This is a genomic window from Pseudomonas sp. FG98 (genome assembly GCF_057808595.1).
The window spans coordinates 36648-53330 of the sequence record NZ_JBMDIJ010000041.1 but is presented as its reverse complement, the minus strand read 5'-3'; the positions used below and the strand labels follow the sequence as shown (position 1 = coordinate 53330).

Sequence of the window (16683 nt, the reverse complement as noted above, 5' to 3'; positions counted from 1 at the left end):
ATCGTCAAGATTCAATTCCGAAACCCCTATCTGCGTATGCAGGTAGGGGTTTTGTTTTTGCTTCGAAACCTGGTTTTACTCCTTGCCTGCTTCTCTGCTTTTGGCCTCTGCTCCCACAAAACAGAGCAAGAGCACTAGAATAGAGCCCGACACCGTCACTCAGAATTTTCCTATGTCCGACTCTGTCGACCCCCGGCGACTTGCGAACCTACCGCTGGACGAGCTTGTAGCATGTCACGAATGTGACCTGCTGATGCGCAAGCCGGCGCTCAAGCGGGATGAGAAGGCGCACTGCCCCCGTTGTGGCTATGAGCTTTATGCCCACCGCCATAATGTGGTCGAGCGCAGCCTTGCCTTGGTACTGGCTGCCTTGATGCTTTACGTTCCAGCGAACTTCCTGCCGATCATGCAACTCCATCTACTGGGGCAAAGCTCGGATGACACGGTATGGAGCGGCGTGCTCGGCCTGTATGACTCCGGAATGCGCGAGATCGCCGTAGTGGTATTCCTCTGCAGCATGGCGATTCCCTTGCTCAAGTTGCTATGCCAGCTCGCGGTATTACTGAGCATCCGCTTGAACATCGGGAGGGGCTACGGACTGTTGCTATATCGCATTTACCACCACCTGCGCGATTGGGGCATGCTCGAGGTCTACTTCATGGGTGTGCTGGTGGCTATCGTCAAGCTGGTGGACTTGGCCGATTTGAGTCTCGGCTTGGGCTTGTTGTGTTTTATCAGTCTGTTGCTGATTCAGGTCTGGCTGGAGGTGGTGATGTCGCCACACCAGATCTGGGTGGCTCTGTCGGGAGAAGACCTGCATGCGGGCGATTGATGCCGGAATCCTTATTTGCTGCGAATGTCACGAGCTCAACCGTCAGGAGCCTGATACCCGTTCGCAGATCTGTACCCGTTGCGGGGCCATCGTGCATGCGCGCCGGCCCAACAGCCTGGTGCGGACCTGGGCGTTGCTGATCACCGCGGCGATTCTTTACATCCCGGCCAACGTGCTGCCAATCATGACCGTCAGCACCCTCGGGCAAGGAAGTCCAGACACCATCATGTCTGGCGTCATCACCCTGATGAAGCACGGCATGCTACCCATCGCTGCTGTCGTGTTCATCGCCAGTATCCTGGTGCCGACCTTCAAGCTGGTCGGCATCGCTCTGCTGTTGTATTCGGTGCAGCGCCATCAACCCCTGTCCGCTCGCCAGCGCATCCTGATGTATCGTTTTATCGAGTTCATCGGTCGTTGGTCGATGCTGGATATCTTCGTCATTGCCATCCTGGTGGCAGTGGTAAATTTCGGACGCATTGCCAGTGTCGAAGCCAATCTGGGGGCTGTTGCCTTTGCCAGTGTGGTGATCCTGACGATGCTCGCGGCAGTAACTTTCGATCCCCGACTGATCTGGGATAACACGGAGTCGGACGACGACCATGAGTGATGATTTGCCTACGGCTAGAACCCGCCCAGCTTCCAACTGGTCGGCTATCTGGATTTTGCCCCTGATTGCCCTGGTTATCGGTGGCTGGCTTGGTTGGCAGGCCTACCGTGAGTCGGGAGTGAACATCGAAGTTCGTTTCCAGAGCGGCGAAGGTATCGTCGCCAACAAGACCGAGGTGGTTTACAAGGGCATGCCGGTTGGCAAGGTGAAAAGCCTGGTGCTGGACGCCAAGGGCAGTGAAACCGGCGTGATTGCCACTATCGAGATGAATCCCGCAGCGGAGCCGCATCTGCTGACCAATACCCGCTTCTGGTTGGTAAAGCCCAGCGTGACTTTGGCGGGTATCACGGGGTTGGAAACCCTGGTTTCCGGCAACTACATCGCCGTCAGTCCTGGCGATGGCGAGCCGACCAAGCATTTCGTGGCGCTTCCCGAAGCGCCGCCCCTATCTGACAGCGAACCTGGCCTGCATCTGACGCTGAAGGCCGATCGTCTTGGTTCCCTCAATCGTGACAGCCCTGTGTTCTACAAGCAGATTCAGGTTGGCCGGGTAAAAAGCTACCGGCTTGCCGAGGACCAGGGCACGGTCGAAATCAAGGTCTTCATCGAGCCTGCCTATGCTTCCCTGGTGCGCAAGCACACGCGCTTCTGGAATGCCAGCGGCGTCAGTGTCGATGCCAGCCTGTCCGGAGTGAAGATCCGCAGCGAGTCGCTGGCCAGTATCGTCGCTGGCGGTATCGCCTTCGCTACGCCAGAGCACCGCAAGGACAGTCCGCCCACGGACCCGAGCCTGCCATTTCGTCTGTATGAAGACTTCGATGCCGCCCAGGCCGGTATCAGGGTCAAGGTCAAGCTGAGCGACTTCGAAGGACTCCAGGCTGGGCGCACACCGGTGATGTACAAGGGTATCCAGGTCGGCACGCTGAAAACCCTGAAGGTCGAATCCGACCTGAACAGCGCAATGGCCGAACTGACACTCGATCCATTGGCTGAGGACTATCTGGTGCAGGGCACCCAATTCTGGGTGGTCAAACCGTCGATTTCCCTTGCGGGCATCACCGGCCTGGAAGCGTTGGTGAAGGGTAACTACATTGCTGTGCGCCCCGGAGACAAAGGGGCTTCGCCACAACGAGAGTTCGAAGCCCGAGCCAAGGCCCCGCCTTTGGATCTAAAGGCGCCGGGCCTGCATCTGGTGCTGTTCAGCGATAACCTCGGTTCACTGGAGGTCGGCAGCCCGGTTCTCTATCGCCAGGTGAAGGTCGGTACCGTGCAGAGCTACCAGTTCTCCCGCAAGCACCAGAAGCGTTTGCTGATCGGGGTGCATATCGAGCCGGAGTACGCTGGCCTGGTCAATGGCTCGACGCGCTTCTGGAATGCCAGTGGCATCACTCTTACGGGCGGCCTGTCGGGCATCCAGATCAAGAGCGAATCACTGCAAAGCCTCATGGCGGGCGGTATCTCCTTCGATACGCCGACGCCAAACGTAGCGCTCAAGCGCCGGATCCCGACCTTCCGTCTGCATGAAAGCCAGGAAGCCGCAAACCTTTCGGGCATTCCGATCACCATCAAGGTCGCCGATGCAGATGGGTTGAAGGTCGGTACGGCCATTCGCTTCAAGGGGCTGGATGTCGGCAAGGTCGAGGCCGTTGATTTGAGTGCCGACCTGCAGTCCGTTCTGCTCAAGGCGCGGATTACCGAGGTGCCGGAGCGTATCGCCCGGGTCGGGACCCAGTTCTGGGTGGTCAAGCCGGCACTGGGGATCGTCAAGACCGAGAACCTGGCGACCTTGGTTACCGGGCAATACCTGGAGGTGCAGCCGGCAGCAAAAAACCAGGGCCCGCAGCGTGATTTCACTGCGCTGCCCGAGGCGCCGGAGGTCATCGGGCCGCAAGAGGGCTTGGCCTTGGTGTTGAGCGCGCCGCGGCGTGGGTCGATCAAGCCTGGCGTGCCGGTGACCTATCGGGAAATTCCCGTAGGCAAGGTGACGGGCTTCGAGCTGGGGCAGACCGCTGACCGTGTGCTGATCCACATTCTGATCGAGCCGCGTTACGCCGCTCTGGTTCGTGGCGGCAGTCGCTTCTGGAATACCAGTGGTTTCGGCTTCGAGTTCGGCCTGATCAAGGGGGCGACAATTCGCACCGAGTCCCTGGAAACCCTGATCCAGGGTGGTATCGCCTTTGCCACACCGGATGGCGAGCAAATGGGCAAACCTGCACTGCCCCAGCAGACCTTCGCCCTGTTCGACAAGGCCGAGGAGGACTGGCTGCAATGGGCGCCGAAGATTCCGATCGGTAAATAAAGAAGCGGGCCCGGATGAGTGATGATCCGGGCCCGCTTCTTTCGGTGTCTGTACAAGAAATCACGGGCAATAAAAAACCGACCCTGAGGTCGGTTTTTTAACAAGCTTGTCGCTTAGGCAGCAGCTTTCAGCGCCTTGATGTGGCCATTCAGACGGCCTTTATGGCGAGCAGCCTTGTTCTTGTGGATGATGCCTTTGTCGGCCATACGGTCGATTACAGGCACAGCCAGGATGTAAGCAGCTTGCGCTTTTTCGGCGTCTTTTGCGTCGATGGCCTTGACTACATTCTTGATGTAGGTACGGACCATGGAACGCAGGCTGGCGTTGTGGCTGCGACGCTTCTCAGCCTGTTTTGCACGTTTTTTGGCGGAAGGTGAGTTGGCCACCGTCGAGCTCCTCGAAAGACTTGGTAAATTGCAAACAAAATAGGCCGCGAATCATGCCGATGAGTTGACTGCTTGTCAAGGCCACGAGCAGGGTTCTGCTCGGCGGTCATTCTCTCCATCGGGATGATTCCCTTCTGGTGCACGACCTGTAAACTCGGGAGCTTTTGCGCTGCCTGTTTTGCCCGGCGCGCATTATTGCACATCCGAATGGCGTTCGGCCTGCACTTCATCCAACGGCGTGAAAAACTTTCGATGAATCTCCTCAAATCCTTGGCAGCGGTCAGTTCCATCACCATGGTGTCGCGGGTGCTGGGCTTCGTCCGTGACACTATCCTGGCTCGCATATTCGGCGCTGGAGTGGCCACTGACGCCTTTTTCATCGCCTTCAAGCTGCCCAACCTGCTACGCCGGATCTTTGCCGAGGGCGCCTTTTCCCAGGCCTTCGTCCCGATTCTCGCCGAGTACAAGACCCAGCAGGGGGAAGAGGCGACACGTACATTCATTGCCTACGTCGCTGGCTTGCTCACCCTGGTCCTGGCCCTGGTTACTGCCCTCGGCGTGCTGGCAGCGCCCTGGATCGTCTGGGCCACGGCACCCGGCTTCGTCGACAGCGCGGAAAAATTCCAGCTGACCACCGACCTGCTGCGAGTGACCTTTCCTTATATATTGCTGATCTCGCTGTCATCCCTGGCCGGCGCGATCCTCAATACCTGGAACCGTTTCTCGGTCCCGGCCTTCGTGCCGACCCTGCTCAACGTCGCGATGATCTTCTTCGCGCTGTTCCTGACGCCCTACTTTGATCCACCGGTCATGGCCCTTGGCTGGGCGGTTCTGGCGGGTGGCTTGCTGCAGCTTCTTTATCAGCTGCCGCATCTGCGCAAGATCGGCATGCTCGTGCTGCCAAGGGTCAACCTGCGCGATACCGGCGTATGGCGCGTGCTGAAGCAGATGCTGCCAGCGATCCTCGGGGTTTCCGTCAGCCAGATCTCGCTGATCATCAACACCATCTTCGCCTCGTTCCTGGTCGCCGGTTCGGTGTCCTGGATGTACTACGCCGACCGCCTGATGGAACTGCCTTCCGGTGTGCTCGGTGTGGCCCTGGGCACCATCCTCCTGCCGACCCTGGCCAAGACCTACGCCAACAAGGATCGTCAGCAGTACTCGCAGATCCTCGACTGGGGTCTGCGCCTGTGCTTCCTGCTGGTCCTGCCATGCTCGCTGGCCCTTGCCATTCTTGCCGAGCCACTGACCGTCGCCCTGTTCCAGTACGGCAAGTTCAGCGCTTTCGACGCACTGATGACCCAGCGCGCGCTTATCGCATATTCGGTCGGCCTGCTCGGCATCATCATGGTCAAGGTGCTGGCTCCTGGTTTCTATGCCCAGCAGAACATCCGTACTCCGGTCAAGATCGCCCTGTTCACCCTGTTCTCGACGCAGTTGCTCAACCTTGCCTTTATCGGCCCGTTGCAACATGCCGGCCTGGCCCTGGCCATCAGTGTCGGTGCCTGTCTCAATGCCGGCCTGCTGTATTGGAAGCTGCGCCAGCAGCGACTGTTCGAGCCGCAACCAGGCTGGACCGGCTTCCTGGTCAAGCTGGTGATAGCGGTGCTGCTGATGTCCGCCGTACTGCTGATCGGCATGCACTTCATGCCGCCCTGGGCGGAAGGGCAGATGTTGATGCGTTTCCTGCGTCTGGGCGCGCTGATCGTCGCCGGCGTCGTGACCTATTTCGGTTGCCTGTTCCTGTTCGGCTTCCGCCCCCGGGACTTTGCCCGCAAGGCGCTGCACTGACGGACGGCGCGGGTCAGGCGTCGGTTTCGCAAAATCGGCGTCCTGGCGACGTGCTGTCGCCTGTCGTCGGCGCCCGGGTATGGTTATAATCGACCACTTTATGAGCAAGAAGCGCGTTATGCAGCTGGTTCGAGGCCTTCAAAACCTTCGCCCCCGGCATCGGGGCTGCGTTGCTACTATCGGCAACTTCGACGGAGTTCACCGCGGTCACCAGGCCATCCTGGCGCGCCTGCGTGAGCGAGCGGTGGAGCTGGGCGTGCCCAGCTGCGTGGTGATTTTCGAGCCACAGCCGCGCGAGTACTTTGCTCCGGAAACCGCCCCGGCCCGTCTGGCCCGCCTGCGCGACAAGGTCGCCCTGCTGGCGGCCGAAGGCGTCGACCGGGTCCTGTGCCTGGCCTTCAACCAGCGCCTGAGCAAGCTCAGCGCCGACGAGTTCGTCGAGACCATCCTGGTTGACGGCCTCGGCGTGAAGCATCTCGAAGTCGGCGACGACTTCCGCTTCGGCTGCGACCGCCTGGGCGACTTCGCCTTCCTGCAGGACGCCGGCCAGCGCCACGGCTTCAGCGTCGAAGCGGCGCAGACCGTCGAACTGGATGGCCTGCGGGTCAGCAGTACCCAGGTCCGCGACGCCCTGGCCGCTGCGGACTTCGCCCTGGCCGAGCGCCTGCTGGGGCGGCCCTTCCGCATTGGCGGGCGGGTCCTGCACGGCCAGAAGCTGGCGCGGCAACTGGGCACGCCCACTGCCAACGTACAACTCAAGCGCCGTCGCGTGCCGCTGAGCGGGGTCTACCTGGTCAGCGCCGAGATCGACGGCAAGGTGTGGCCGGGCGTTGCCAACATTGGCGTGCGCCCGACCGTTGCCGGTGACGGCAGCGCCCACCTGGAAGTGCATTTGCTGGATTTCGCCGGTGATCTCTATGGCCGGCGCCTGACGGTGGAATTCCACTACAAGCTGCGCGAAGAGCAGCGCTTCGCCTCCCTGGAGGCGCTCAAGTCGGCGATCGATGCGGATATCGCCGCCGCACGTGCCCATTGGCACGCTCAACCGCTAACGAAGAGCCTGAAATGACCGACTATAAAGCCACGCTAAACCTTCCGGACACCGCCTTCCCCATGAAGGCCGGCCTGCCACAGCGCGAACCGCAGATCCTGCAGCGCTGGGACAGTATTGGCCTGTACCGGAAGCTGCGCGAGATTGGCAAGGATCGTCCGAAGTTCGTCCTGCACGACGGTCCTCCCTACGCCAACGGCAAGATTCACATCGGTCATGCGCTCAACAAGATCCTCAAGGACATGATCATCCGCTCGAAGACCCTGTCGGGCTTCGATGCGCCTTATGTCCCGGGCTGGGACTGCCATGGCCTGCCGATCGAGCACAAGGTCGAAGTGACCCACGGCAAGAACCTGACCGCGGACAAGACCCGCGAGCTGTGCCGCGCCTACGCCGCCGAGCAGATCGAAGGCCAGAAGGCCGAGTTCATCCGCCTCGGCGTGCTGGGCGACTGGGACAATCCGTACAAGACCATGGACTTCGCCAACGAGGCCGGCGAAATCCGCGCCCTGGCCGAGATGGTCAAGCACGGCTTCGTGTTCAAGGGCCTGAAGCCGGTCAACTGGTGTTTCGATTGCGGTTCGGCCCTGGCCGAAGCCGAAGTCGAGTACGCCGACAAAAAATCCCAGGCCATCGACGTCGCCTTCAAGGTGGTCGATGAAGACAAGCTGGCCGCTGCATTCGGCCTGTCGTCCCTGGCCAAGCCGGCTTCCATCGTGATCTGGACCACCACCCCGTGGACCATCCCGGCCAACCAGGCGCTGAACATCCATCCCGAGTTCACCTACGCCCTGGTCGATGTCGGCGACAAGCTGCTGATCCTCGCCGAAGAGCTGGTGGAATCCTCCCTGCAGCGCTTCTCCCTGGAAGGCTCGGTGATCGCCACGGCGCCGGGTTCGGCACTGGAGCTGATCAACTTCCGCCACCCGCTGTACGACCGCCTGTCGCCTGTCTACCTGGCCGACTACGTCGAGCTGGGCGCTGGTACCGGCGTGGTCCACTCGGCCCCGGCCTACGGCGAAGACGACTTCGTCACCTGCAAGCGCTACGGCATGGTCAACGACGACATCCTGACCCCGGTGCAGAGCAACGGTGTCTATGTCGACTCGCTGGAGTTCTTCGGTGGCCAGTTCATCTGGAAGGCCAACCCGCACATCGTCGAGAAGCTGACCGAAGTCGGCGCACTGATGTTCACCGAGACCATCAGCCACAGCTACATGCACTGCTGGCGCCACAAGACGCCGCTGATCTACCGCGCCACCGCGCAGTGGTTCGTCGGCATGGACAAGCAGCCAGACAACGGCGACACCCTGCGCGAGCGCGCACTGAAAGCCATCGAAGACACCAAGTTCGTGCCGGCCTGGGGCCAGGCGCGCCTGCATTCGATGATCGCCAACCGTCCTGACTGGTGCATCTCCCGCCAGCGCAACTGGGGCGTACCGATTCCGTTCTTCCTGCACAAGCAGACCGGCGAGTTGCACCCGCGCACCGTCGAGCTGATGGAAGAAGTGGCCAAGCGCGTCGAGCAGCAAGGCATCGAAGCCTGGTTCAAGATGGACGCCGCCGAACTGCTCGGTGACGAGGCCGGCCAGTACGACAAGATCGCCGACACCCTCGACGTCTGGTTCGACTCCGGCACCACTCACTGGCACGTGCTGCGTGGCTCGCACAACATCGGTCACGAGACCGGCCCGCGCGCCGACCTGTACCTCGAAGGTTCCGACCAGCACCGCGGCTGGTTCCACTCGTCGCTGCTCACCGGTTGCGCCATCGACAACCACGCGCCGTACCGCGAACTGCTGACCCACGGTTTCACCGTCGACGAAAACGGCCGCAAGATGTCCAAGTCGCTGGGCAACACCATCGAGCCGCAAAAGGTTAACGACACCCTGGGTGCCGACATCCTGCGCCTGTGGGTGTCCGCCACCGACTACTCCGGCGAAATGGCCGTTTCCGAGCAGATCCTCCAGCGCAGCGCCGATGCCTATCGCCGCATCCGCAACACCGCGCGCTTCCTGCTTTCCAACCTGTCTGGCTTCGACCCGGCCAGCGACCTGCTGCCAGCCGAAGACATGCTGGCCCTGGACCGCTGGGCCGTCGACCGTACCCTGCTGCTGCAGCGCGAGCTGGAAGAGCACTACGGCGAATACCGTTTCTGGAACGTCTATTCGAAGATCCACAACTTCTGCGTGCAGGAGCTGGGCGGCTTCTACCTGGACATCATCAAGGACCGCCAGTACACCACCGGCGCCAACAGCGTGGCCCGGCGTTCCTGCCAGACCGCCCTGTACCACATCGCCGAAGCGCTGGTGCGCTGGATCGCGCCGATCCTGTCGTTCACCGCGGACGAGCTGTGGCAGTACCTGCCGGGCGAGCGCAACGAGTCGGTGATGCTCAATACCTGGTACCAGGGCCTGAGCGAGCTGCCGGAAGGCATCGAGCTGGATCGCGCCTACTGGGATCGCGTGATGGCGGTCAAGGCAGCGGTCAACAAGGAACTGGAGAACCAGCGTTCGGCCAAGGCCATCGGTGGCAACCTGCAGGCCGAAGTGACCCTGTTCGCCGACGAGGCCCTGGGCAACGACCTGACCAAGCTGGGCAACGAACTGCGCTTCGTGCTCATCACTTCCGCCGCCAGCGTTGCACCGTTCATCGAAGCGCCTGCCGATGCGGTGATCACCGACGTGGCCGGTCTCAAGCTCAAGGTAGTCAAGTCCGGCCACGCCAAGTGCGGTCGCTGCTGGCACTTCCGTGCCGACGTCGGCGTGAACCCGGAGCATCCGGAAATCTGCGGTCGCTGCGTCGACAACATCAGCGGTAAAGGTGAGGTGCGTCACTATGCCTAACGTGGCTGCGGGGCGTTTCGGACGCCTCGCCTGGCTCTGGCTGAGCGTGCTGGTCCTGGTCCTCGACCAGGCCAGCAAGTTCCATTTCGAAGGTTCGCTGAGCCTGTACCAGCAGATCGTGGTCATTCCCGACTACTTCAGCTGGACCCTGGCCTACAACACCGGTGCAGCCTTCAGCTTCCTGGCTGACAGCTCCGGCTGGCAGCGCTGGCTGTTCGCCCTGATCGCCCTGGTGGTCAGTGCGGTGCTGGTGGTCTGGCTCAAGCGCCTTGGGCGCGACGAGACCTGGCTGGCGGTTGCGCTGGCGCTGGTATTGGGTGGCGCCCTGGGCAACCTGTACGACCGTATCGTGCTCGGCCATGTGATCGACTTCATCCTCGTTCACTGGCAGAACCGCTGGTACTTCCCGGCCTTCAACCTGGCCGACAGCGCCATTACCGTTGGTGCGGTGATGCTGGCGCTGGATATGTTCAAGAGTAAAAAGTCCGGAGAACCTGTCCATGAGTGACATCCGTATCGGCCAGAACACCGAAGTGACCCTGCACTTCGCCCTGCATCTGGAAAACGGCGACACCGTCGACAGCACCTTCGACAAGGCTCCGGCGGTATTCAAGGTCGGCGATGGCAATCTGCTGCCCGGTTTCGAAGCGGCGATCTTCGGTTTCAAGGCCGGCGACAAGCGCAATGTCACCGTCGCCCCGGAGAATGCCTTCGGCCAGCCCAACCCGCAGAACGTACAGATCATGCCGCGCGCGCAGTTCCAGGACATGGAGCTGTCCGAAGGCCTGCTGGTCATCTTCAACGACGCGGCCAACGCTGAGCTGCCAGGTGTGGTGAAAGCCTTCGACGACGCCCAGGTGACCGTCGACTTCAACCATCCTCTGGCTGGCAAGACCCTGAACTTCGAGGTGGAGATCCTCGAGGTGAAGGCCCTCTGAGCCGGGAGTCCCTCATGCAGATCAAACTCGCCAACCCCCGTGGCTTCTGCGCCGGCGTGGACCGGGCGATCGAAATCGTCAACCGGGCGCTGGAGGTCTTCGGGCCGCCGATCTACGTCCGTCACGAAGTGGTGCACAACAAGTTTGTCGTCGAAGACCTGCGCGCCCGTGGCGCCATCTTCGTCGAGGAACTGGACCAGGTGCCGGACGACGTCATCGTCATCTTCAGCGCCCACGGCGTTTCCCAGGCCGTGCGCCAGGAAGCGGCGGGGCGTGGCCTCAAGGTATTCGACGCCACCTGCCCGCTGGTGACCAAGGTGCATATCGAAGTCGCACGCTACAGCCGTGACGGCAAGGAATGCATCCTTATCGGCCACGCCGGGCACCCGGAAGTCGAAGGCACCATGGGCCAGTACGACGACAGCAACGGCGGCTCCATCTACCTGGTCGAAGACGAGGAAGACGTTGCCCGACTCCAGGTGCGCAACCCCGAGAAGCTGGCGTTCGTGACCCAGACGACGCTGTCGATGGACGACACCAGCCGGGTCATCGATGCACTGCGCTCGCGTTTCCCGAGCATTGGCGGGCCGCGCAAGGACGACATCTGCTACGCCACCCAGAACCGTCAGGATGCGGTCAAGCAACTGGCCGCCGAGTGCGATGTGGTACTGGTGGTCGGCAGCCCGAACAGCTCCAACTCCAACCGCCTGCGCGAGCTGGCGGAGCGCATGTCCACCCCGGCCTACCTGATCGACGGTGCCGAGGATCTGCAACGCACCTGGTTCGATGGTGTGTCGCGGATCGGTATCACCGCTGGCGCCTCGGCGCCGGAGGTACTGGTGCGTGGGGTTATCCAGCAACTGCGTGACTGGGGTGCCAGCGGCGCGGAAGAGCTGGACGGTCGGGCAGAAAATGTCACGTTCTCCATGCCCAAGGAACTGCGGGTTCGGACCGTCAGCTGACGTCCCTGTCGCACAGCGGCCTTTCAGGCCGCTCATGACGCAGGCTGATCCGGCCGCTGGCCGACAGCCTGACCTGATACAGGCTTTCCTGTCCGGGCACCCCGCATACCAGCAGGGTCCCGGCCTGGAAGGCGCCGCCCTCGCGCAAGGGCACTCCCAGCCCACTGAAGCGCACTCTCTTTGCCACTGGTTGATTTCCCACCACCCTGATTCCGCCCTTGGCCGAATACTCTTGCAACAACGCCTCCTCGCCCTGTTCCCGCAGCATCTGCCACCCGTTGCTCCAGTCACCCTCCAAGGCTTGCAGCATGACCACCTGATTGCGTAGCAAGGCCTCGCTGCGTGTGGCACGGAGGGCCTGTGCGAGGCTTTCCGCGGTGACCTGCTGTTGAAGGTCATGGCTCATTTTGCTGTAGGTCGCTGTTCCCAGCTGTGTCAGCAAGGCCAACAGGCCAACAGCGAACAGCATCTGGATCAGTGTTACTCCCTGTTGCTTCATCGTGCGTTTCTCCCTGGAAGTGCTTCGCTTAGGTTCCATCGCTGACCCGGTTGGCGTCGAGTCAGCCGGGTTTGCAGTTTGCCGGGGAAAGTTCGCAGGAGGCGGGAATGGCAAGGAATCGACAGCAGGGGCTTAGCCTGGTTGAAGTGCTGGTGGCGCAAGTGCTGGTGGGATTGGGGCTGTTGGGGGCTGCGGGCCTGCAACTGCGTTCGGTGCAGGGAACGGATAGCGCACGAATGCTCGGCCAGGCAGTGTTCGTCGCTCACGGAATGCTGGAGCGTGCGCGCTCGGCACGGGGTACCGATGGCCGCGATCAACTGGAATTCCAGCAACAGATCGAAGCCTTGGCCGGCGCTTCGGGGCGTGGTGTGTTGCTCGGTAGTGGCGTGCAGGTCAGCTGGGACGATGAACGCGGCGGCTCTGGACCGCGCACCATCGAGCTCGGAGCGTTGCGATGAAGTCGATGGCGGGATTCAGCCTGATCGAGGTACTGCTTGCCATGAGTCTGGGCTTGCTGCTGTTGCTGGCGGGCAGTCGGGTGTTTATCGGCGCCTTGCACAGTTGGAAGGTGCAGGAGGTCGCCGCGCGGTTGCAGGAAGATGCGCGTTTCGTGTTGCAACGGATCGCCGGAGATATTCGCATGGCTGGCATGTTCGGCTGCTTGCGCCGGGAGGCCATGGGATTTCCCGATGGGGCGACGGCTCGCTTGTTCGAGCAGCCGGTCAGGCTCGATCAAGCCGGCGATGGTGGACTGCGAAGCCTCAGCCTGGTCAGCGCCCAATGGGGTGAGTTGGGTGGGGCACCCGACTGGACCCTGGTCACCGATTGCCGGACCCACGCCGTCATTGCCAAAGGGCGTGCTGCGCCAGGGCCCGACAGGTTCGCCGTGCCCATCCGGCAACAGACCTACCGGCTCGATGGCAGTCGCCTGCTGCTCGGCAGTGCGGGGAGCAATGCGGTACTGATCGACAACATCAGCCGCTTCGTCGTGCGGCAGGATGACGACCGGATGATGCTCAGCCTGACCCTGGACGATCCCGGTAAACGGGTTCGGGCGCAGACCTACGAACTGACGGTGGTACTGCGAAATGGCCAATGAGCGACAGCGCGGCGCGGTGCTGGCACTGGTCATGATCCTCCTGGCGCTGCTCGGCGTACTCGGGCTGCTGGCGATGCAAGCCAGCACCCAGCAAACCCGTATGGCCAGCAACCTGCTGAGTTCGCTACAGGCATTCGAGGCGGCAGAAAACCTTCTGTTGAAAGGCGAGGCTCTTCTACCCACAGCGATCCCGTCCGGCTGGCAACAGGACGGAGCGGGACGCTATCTGATCCAGAACCTGGGCCAGACCAACCAGGCTGTCGGCATGCCGGCAAACCTGGCGGTCACCCTGTTCCGCGTTACTGCCATCGCCGAGGAACGTCAGGCCCGGGTCATCCTGGAAAGCGTGGTCGCCTGGCCAGAAACCGCCGGGGAATATGCTGCCCGACGTATCCTTTGGCGCCAGTTGCCCCGGGAGTCTTGATGCAGCGCATGCAGAGTGGCCTGAGCCTGATGGAAGTGTTGATTGTCGTCGCGCTGGTCGGCATGCTGGCGAGCATTGCCTACCCCAGCTACAGCGAAATGGTCCGCAAGGCCGCGCGCACGGAAATAGCCGGGATCCTGTACGAAAGCGCGCAGCAACTGGAGCAGCACCATTCCCGTACCGGTCGCTATCTCGACACCAATACGTCGATTGTCCCGTTGCCGGACGGAAACGCCCATTACCGCCTGCAGGCCCGGCGTGAAGCCGACAGCTACCGGCTGAGCGCCATTCGGCGGCCGGGTGGTGCGATGGCCCTCGATGCCTGTGGCGATTTCGAACTCGATCACCGTGGTGTGCGCGGCAATCCGGGAAGCGGCGCAGGTGCTGGCGCGGGCTGCTGGGGTGGTTGAAGGCATTCATGGCGCCCGTGTGGCGTCGCGGTTCATTTCGGGTACTGGATCTACAGATGAGCAAGCAAGTGGTGATTGTGGGGGGCGGCGTGATTGGCCTGCTGACGGCATTCAATCTGGCCGCCAAGGTCGATCAGGTGATCGTCTGCGACAAGGGCGGGCTGGGCGGCGAGTCGTCCTGGGCCGGCGGCGGTATCGTCTCGCCACTGTATCCATGGCGCTACAGTCCGGCGGTCACGGCCCTGGCGCACTGGTCGCAGGACTTCTATCCCCAGCTTGGCGAGCGTCTGCATGTCAGTACCGGCATCGATCCGCAGGTCCATGTGACCGGCCTTTACTGGCTGGATCTGGATGATGAAGCCGAGGCGCTGGCCTGGGCCGAGAGGGAAGGGCGGCCGTTGAGCAAGGTCGCGGTATCCGAGGCTTATGCTGCGGTTCCGGTATTGGGGCCGGGTTTCCACAATGCGGTGTATATGGCCGGAGTGGCCAATGTGCGCAACCCACGCTTGTTGAAATCGCTCAAGGCCGCGCTGCAGGCGCTACCGAACGTCACCTTGAAAGAGCACTGCGCGATCACCGGCTTCATCCGCGAAGGAGAGCGCATTGCGGGTGTGGATACGAGCGAAGGCGCCATTACGGCCGACGAGGTGGTACTGACGGCCGGGGCCTGGAGTGGCGATCTGTTGCGGCCGCTGGGCTTCGAGTTGCCGGTGGAGCCGGTGAAAGGACAGATGATCCTGTTCAAATGCGCCGAAGACTTCCTCCCGAGCATGGTCCTGGCCAAGGGGCGCTATGCAATCCCTCGGCGCGACGGCCATATCCTGGTGGGCAGTACCTTGGAGCACGCTGGTTACGACAAGACCCCGACCGACGAAGCCCTGCAAAGCCTGCGGGCTTCCGCCATCGAGCTTGTGCCGGCACTGGCCGACGCGGAACTGGTGGGACACTGGGCCGGACTGCGTCCGGGGTCGCCAGAGGGGGTGCCTTATATCGGCAGGGTTCCGGGTTGTGACGGCCTGTGGTTGAACTGCGGCCACTACCGTAACGGGCTGGTGCTGGCCCCGGCGTCCTGCCAGCTGTTCAGCGACCTGCTCTGCGGGCGCGAACCGATCATCGACCCGGCACCCTATGCGCCGCCGGGGCGCTTGCAGGCGATCTGACGTCCGGAGGCCTCAGCGCTTGTCGCTGGGGCCTTGCTCAAGGTGGGCGGTGCTGCAATACCAGTCGTTACCGCGGTGCAGGGCACGGTCGTTCGGCAGGTGCACGCCGCAATGGGCGCAACGCACCATCTTCAACGTGGTTTGCTCAGGTGGGGTCGAGGAAGAGGTGGCATTGCCAGCCTTGAACTTGCGCCAGAGCCAGAAAGCAGCGGCGATCAGAGCGATCCAGAAAAGTAGGCGAACCATGGTGTCCAGCTTATTCAGTGAAGATGCCGCAGTGTAGAAGAGCCGCTTGGCGCGGCCAATAAAAAAGGGAAGCCCAAGCTTCCCTTTTTGTACTTCGTTGCGATCAGTCAAACACGCCGAAGGTCATGTAGCTGAACCAGGAGCGGTCATCGTTGTTGCCCGAGGCTTCGTGATGATCTTCCTGTACGGCGTCACCGTCTTTGGGCAGCAGTTCTTCCGGGATGGCTTCCTTGGCGTCTTCGTACTGCTTGATCACGTCCTGGTTGGCGCGGGTTTCACCCGGTGGCAGCGGCGTGGCGGTGTTGATCAGGCCCAAGGTGGCCTTGGACAGCCAACCGCGGTTGTCGGCTTCTTCCTGACGCGGAACGAACTGGCCATCGACCAGGCTCGGGTGGTCAGGGTAGTTCAGCTTCAGGGTTTCCAGGCTGGTGGCAGCCAGGTCGTCCAGGTGCAGGCGCTGGTAGGCCTCGGTCATCACCGCCAGGCCGTCGCCGACCGATGGGGTTTCCTGGAAGTTTTCCACCACGTAGCGACCACGGTTGGCGGCGGCGACATAGGCCTGACGGGTCAGGTAGTAGTCGGCGACGTGGATTTCGTAGGAAGCCAGCAGGTTGCGCAGGTAGATCATGCGCTGCTTGGCATCCGGGGCGTAGCGGCTGTTCGGGAAGCGGCTGGTGAGCTGGGCGAACTCGTTGTAGGAGTCGCGGGCGGCACCCGGGTCACGCTTGGTCATGTCCAGCGGCAGGAAGCGCGCCAGCAGGCCGCGGTCCTGGTCGAACGAAGTCAGGCCCTTCAGGTAGTAGGCGTAGTCGACGTTCGGGTGCTGCGGGTGCAGGCGGATGAAACGCTCGGCGGCGGACTTGGCGGCCTCCGGCTCGGCGTTCTTGTAGTTCGCGTAGATCAGTTCCAGCTGCGCCTGGTCAGCGTAGCGGCCGAACGGATAACGCGACTCCAGGGCCTTCAGCTTGGACGTGGCGCTGGTGTAGCTGTGGTTGTCCAGGTCGGCCTGCGCCTGCTGGTACAGCTCGGCTTCGCTCAGGTTTTCGTCGACGACTTCCTTCGAAGAACAAGCAGCGGTGAGTCCGAGGATGGCGATCAGCAGCAGGTGTTTCACTTGCATGGCGGCTTGC

The 16683-nt window shown here is 62.1% G+C and carries 18 protein-coding genes; 14 read left to right on the top strand and 4 right to left on the bottom strand.

The window, feature by feature from the left end; all coding sequences use genetic code 11:
* Window positions 1-172: 172 nt before the first annotated feature.
* From ACODSK_RS21130 to ACODSK_RS21120, 3 genes are read left to right on the top strand one after another with little or no spacing between them, the layout of a single operon-like run.
* Window positions 173-832, top strand: a complete 660-nt coding sequence (locus ACODSK_RS21130) for a paraquat-inducible protein A (RefSeq protein WP_489018881.1) — start codon at window positions 173-175, stop codon at window positions 830-832.
* Window positions 819-1442, top strand: a complete 624-nt coding sequence (locus tag ACODSK_RS21125; protein WP_489018880.1) for a paraquat-inducible protein A — start codon at window positions 819-821, stop codon at window positions 1440-1442. Before ACODSK_RS21130 ends, ACODSK_RS21125 begins: the two co-directional genes overlap by 14 nt.
* Entirely contained in the window at window positions 1435-3741 is a 2307-nt protein-coding gene (locus tag ACODSK_RS21120) for a PqiB family protein (protein ID WP_489018878.1), read from the top strand. The genes ACODSK_RS21125 and ACODSK_RS21120 overlap by 8 nt, the downstream gene beginning before the upstream one ends.
* Before the next feature lie 113 nt (window positions 3742-3854).
* Here the strand turns inward: ACODSK_RS21120 and rpsT are convergent, their stop codons facing one another.
* Window positions 3855-4127 carry a 30S ribosomal protein S20 gene (gene rpsT / locus ACODSK_RS21115; RefSeq protein WP_009403531.1) on the bottom strand — a complete coding sequence of 91 codons (273 nt, stop codon included), beginning with the start codon at window positions 4125-4127 and terminating at the stop codon, window positions 3855-3857.
* Window positions 4128-4379: 252 nt separating this feature from the next.
* Between rpsT and murJ the strand changes: the two genes are divergently transcribed.
* From murJ to ispH, 6 genes are all read left to right on the top strand, one after another.
* Window positions 4380-5918 (top strand): murein biosynthesis integral membrane protein MurJ, encoded by a 1539-nt coding sequence (gene murJ, locus ACODSK_RS21110; protein ID WP_489018876.1) that lies wholly within the window; start codon window positions 4380-4382, stop codon window positions 5916-5918.
* Window positions 5919-6036: 118 nt separating this feature from the next.
* Complete coding sequence (ribF, locus tag ACODSK_RS21105; RefSeq protein ID WP_489018874.1) at window positions 6037-6987, top strand: bifunctional riboflavin kinase/FAD synthetase; 951 nt, start codon at window positions 6037-6039, stop codon at window positions 6985-6987.
* Window positions 6984-9815: an isoleucine--tRNA ligase gene (ileS, locus tag ACODSK_RS21100; protein ID WP_489018872.1), complete on the top strand. Its 2832-nt coding sequence runs from the start codon at window positions 6984-6986 to the stop codon at window positions 9813-9815. Before ribF ends, ileS begins: the two co-directional genes overlap by 4 nt.
* The gene (gene lspA / locus ACODSK_RS21095) at window positions 9808-10323 is read left to right on the top strand and encodes a signal peptidase II (protein WP_489018871.1); all 516 of its coding nucleotides are present in this window, start codon (window positions 9808-9810) and stop codon (window positions 10321-10323) included. The genes ileS and lspA overlap by 8 nt, the downstream gene beginning before the upstream one ends.
* Window positions 10316-10753: an FKBP-type peptidyl-prolyl cis-trans isomerase gene (fkpB, locus tag ACODSK_RS21090; protein ID WP_489018870.1), complete on the top strand. Its 438-nt coding sequence runs from the start codon at window positions 10316-10318 to the stop codon at window positions 10751-10753. Before lspA ends, fkpB begins: the two co-directional genes overlap by 8 nt.
* A 14-nt stretch (window positions 10754-10767) precedes the next feature.
* Entirely contained in the window at window positions 10768-11715 is a 948-nt protein-coding gene (gene ispH / locus ACODSK_RS21085; protein ID WP_489018868.1) for a 4-hydroxy-3-methylbut-2-enyl diphosphate reductase, read from the top strand.
* Here ispH and ACODSK_RS21080 read toward each other — a convergent pair.
* Window positions 11708-12214 (bottom strand): GspH/FimT family pseudopilin, encoded by a 507-nt coding sequence (locus ACODSK_RS21080; protein ID WP_489018866.1) that lies wholly within the window; start codon window positions 12212-12214, stop codon window positions 11708-11710. The two genes, ispH and ACODSK_RS21080, sit on opposite strands and share 8 nt — an antisense overlap.
* Window positions 12215-12321: 107 nt before the next feature.
* Between ACODSK_RS21080 and pilV the strand changes: the two genes are divergently transcribed.
* From pilV to thiO, 5 genes are read left to right on the top strand one after another with little or no spacing between them, the layout of a single operon-like run.
* On the top strand, window positions 12322-12672 hold the full coding sequence (pilV, locus tag ACODSK_RS21075) for a type IV pilus modification protein PilV (RefSeq protein WP_489018865.1): 351 nt from the start codon (window positions 12322-12324) through the stop codon (window positions 12670-12672).
* Window positions 12669-13313, top strand: coding sequence for a PilW family protein (locus ACODSK_RS21070; protein ID WP_489018863.1), 645 nt, complete (start codon window positions 12669-12671; stop codon window positions 13311-13313). Before pilV ends, ACODSK_RS21070 begins: the two co-directional genes overlap by 4 nt.
* Entirely contained in the window at window positions 13303-13737 is a 435-nt protein-coding gene (locus tag ACODSK_RS21065; RefSeq protein WP_489018861.1) for a pilus assembly PilX family protein, read from the top strand. The genes ACODSK_RS21070 and ACODSK_RS21065 overlap by 11 nt, the downstream gene beginning before the upstream one ends.
* Window positions 13737-14147 (top strand): type IV pilin protein, encoded by a 411-nt coding sequence (locus tag ACODSK_RS21060; protein ID WP_489018859.1) that lies wholly within the window; start codon window positions 13737-13739, stop codon window positions 14145-14147. The genes ACODSK_RS21065 and ACODSK_RS21060 overlap by 1 nt, the downstream gene beginning before the upstream one ends.
* 56 nt (window positions 14148-14203) lie before the next feature.
* Window positions 14204-15307 (top strand): glycine oxidase ThiO, encoded by a 1104-nt coding sequence (gene thiO, locus ACODSK_RS21055; protein ID WP_489018858.1) that lies wholly within the window; start codon window positions 14204-14206, stop codon window positions 15305-15307.
* 12 nt (window positions 15308-15319) lie between these two features.
* Here thiO and ACODSK_RS21050 read toward each other — a convergent pair whose 3' ends face one another.
* Entirely contained in the window at window positions 15320-15553 is a 234-nt protein-coding gene (locus ACODSK_RS21050; protein WP_489018882.1) for a PP0621 family protein, read from the bottom strand.
* A 103-nt stretch (window positions 15554-15656) separates the two neighbouring features.
* On the bottom strand, window positions 15657-16673 hold the full coding sequence (locus tag ACODSK_RS21045; protein ID WP_489018857.1) for an outer membrane protein assembly factor BamD: 1017 nt from the start codon (window positions 16671-16673) through the stop codon (window positions 15657-15659).
* Window positions 16674-16683 lie beyond the last annotated feature (10 nt).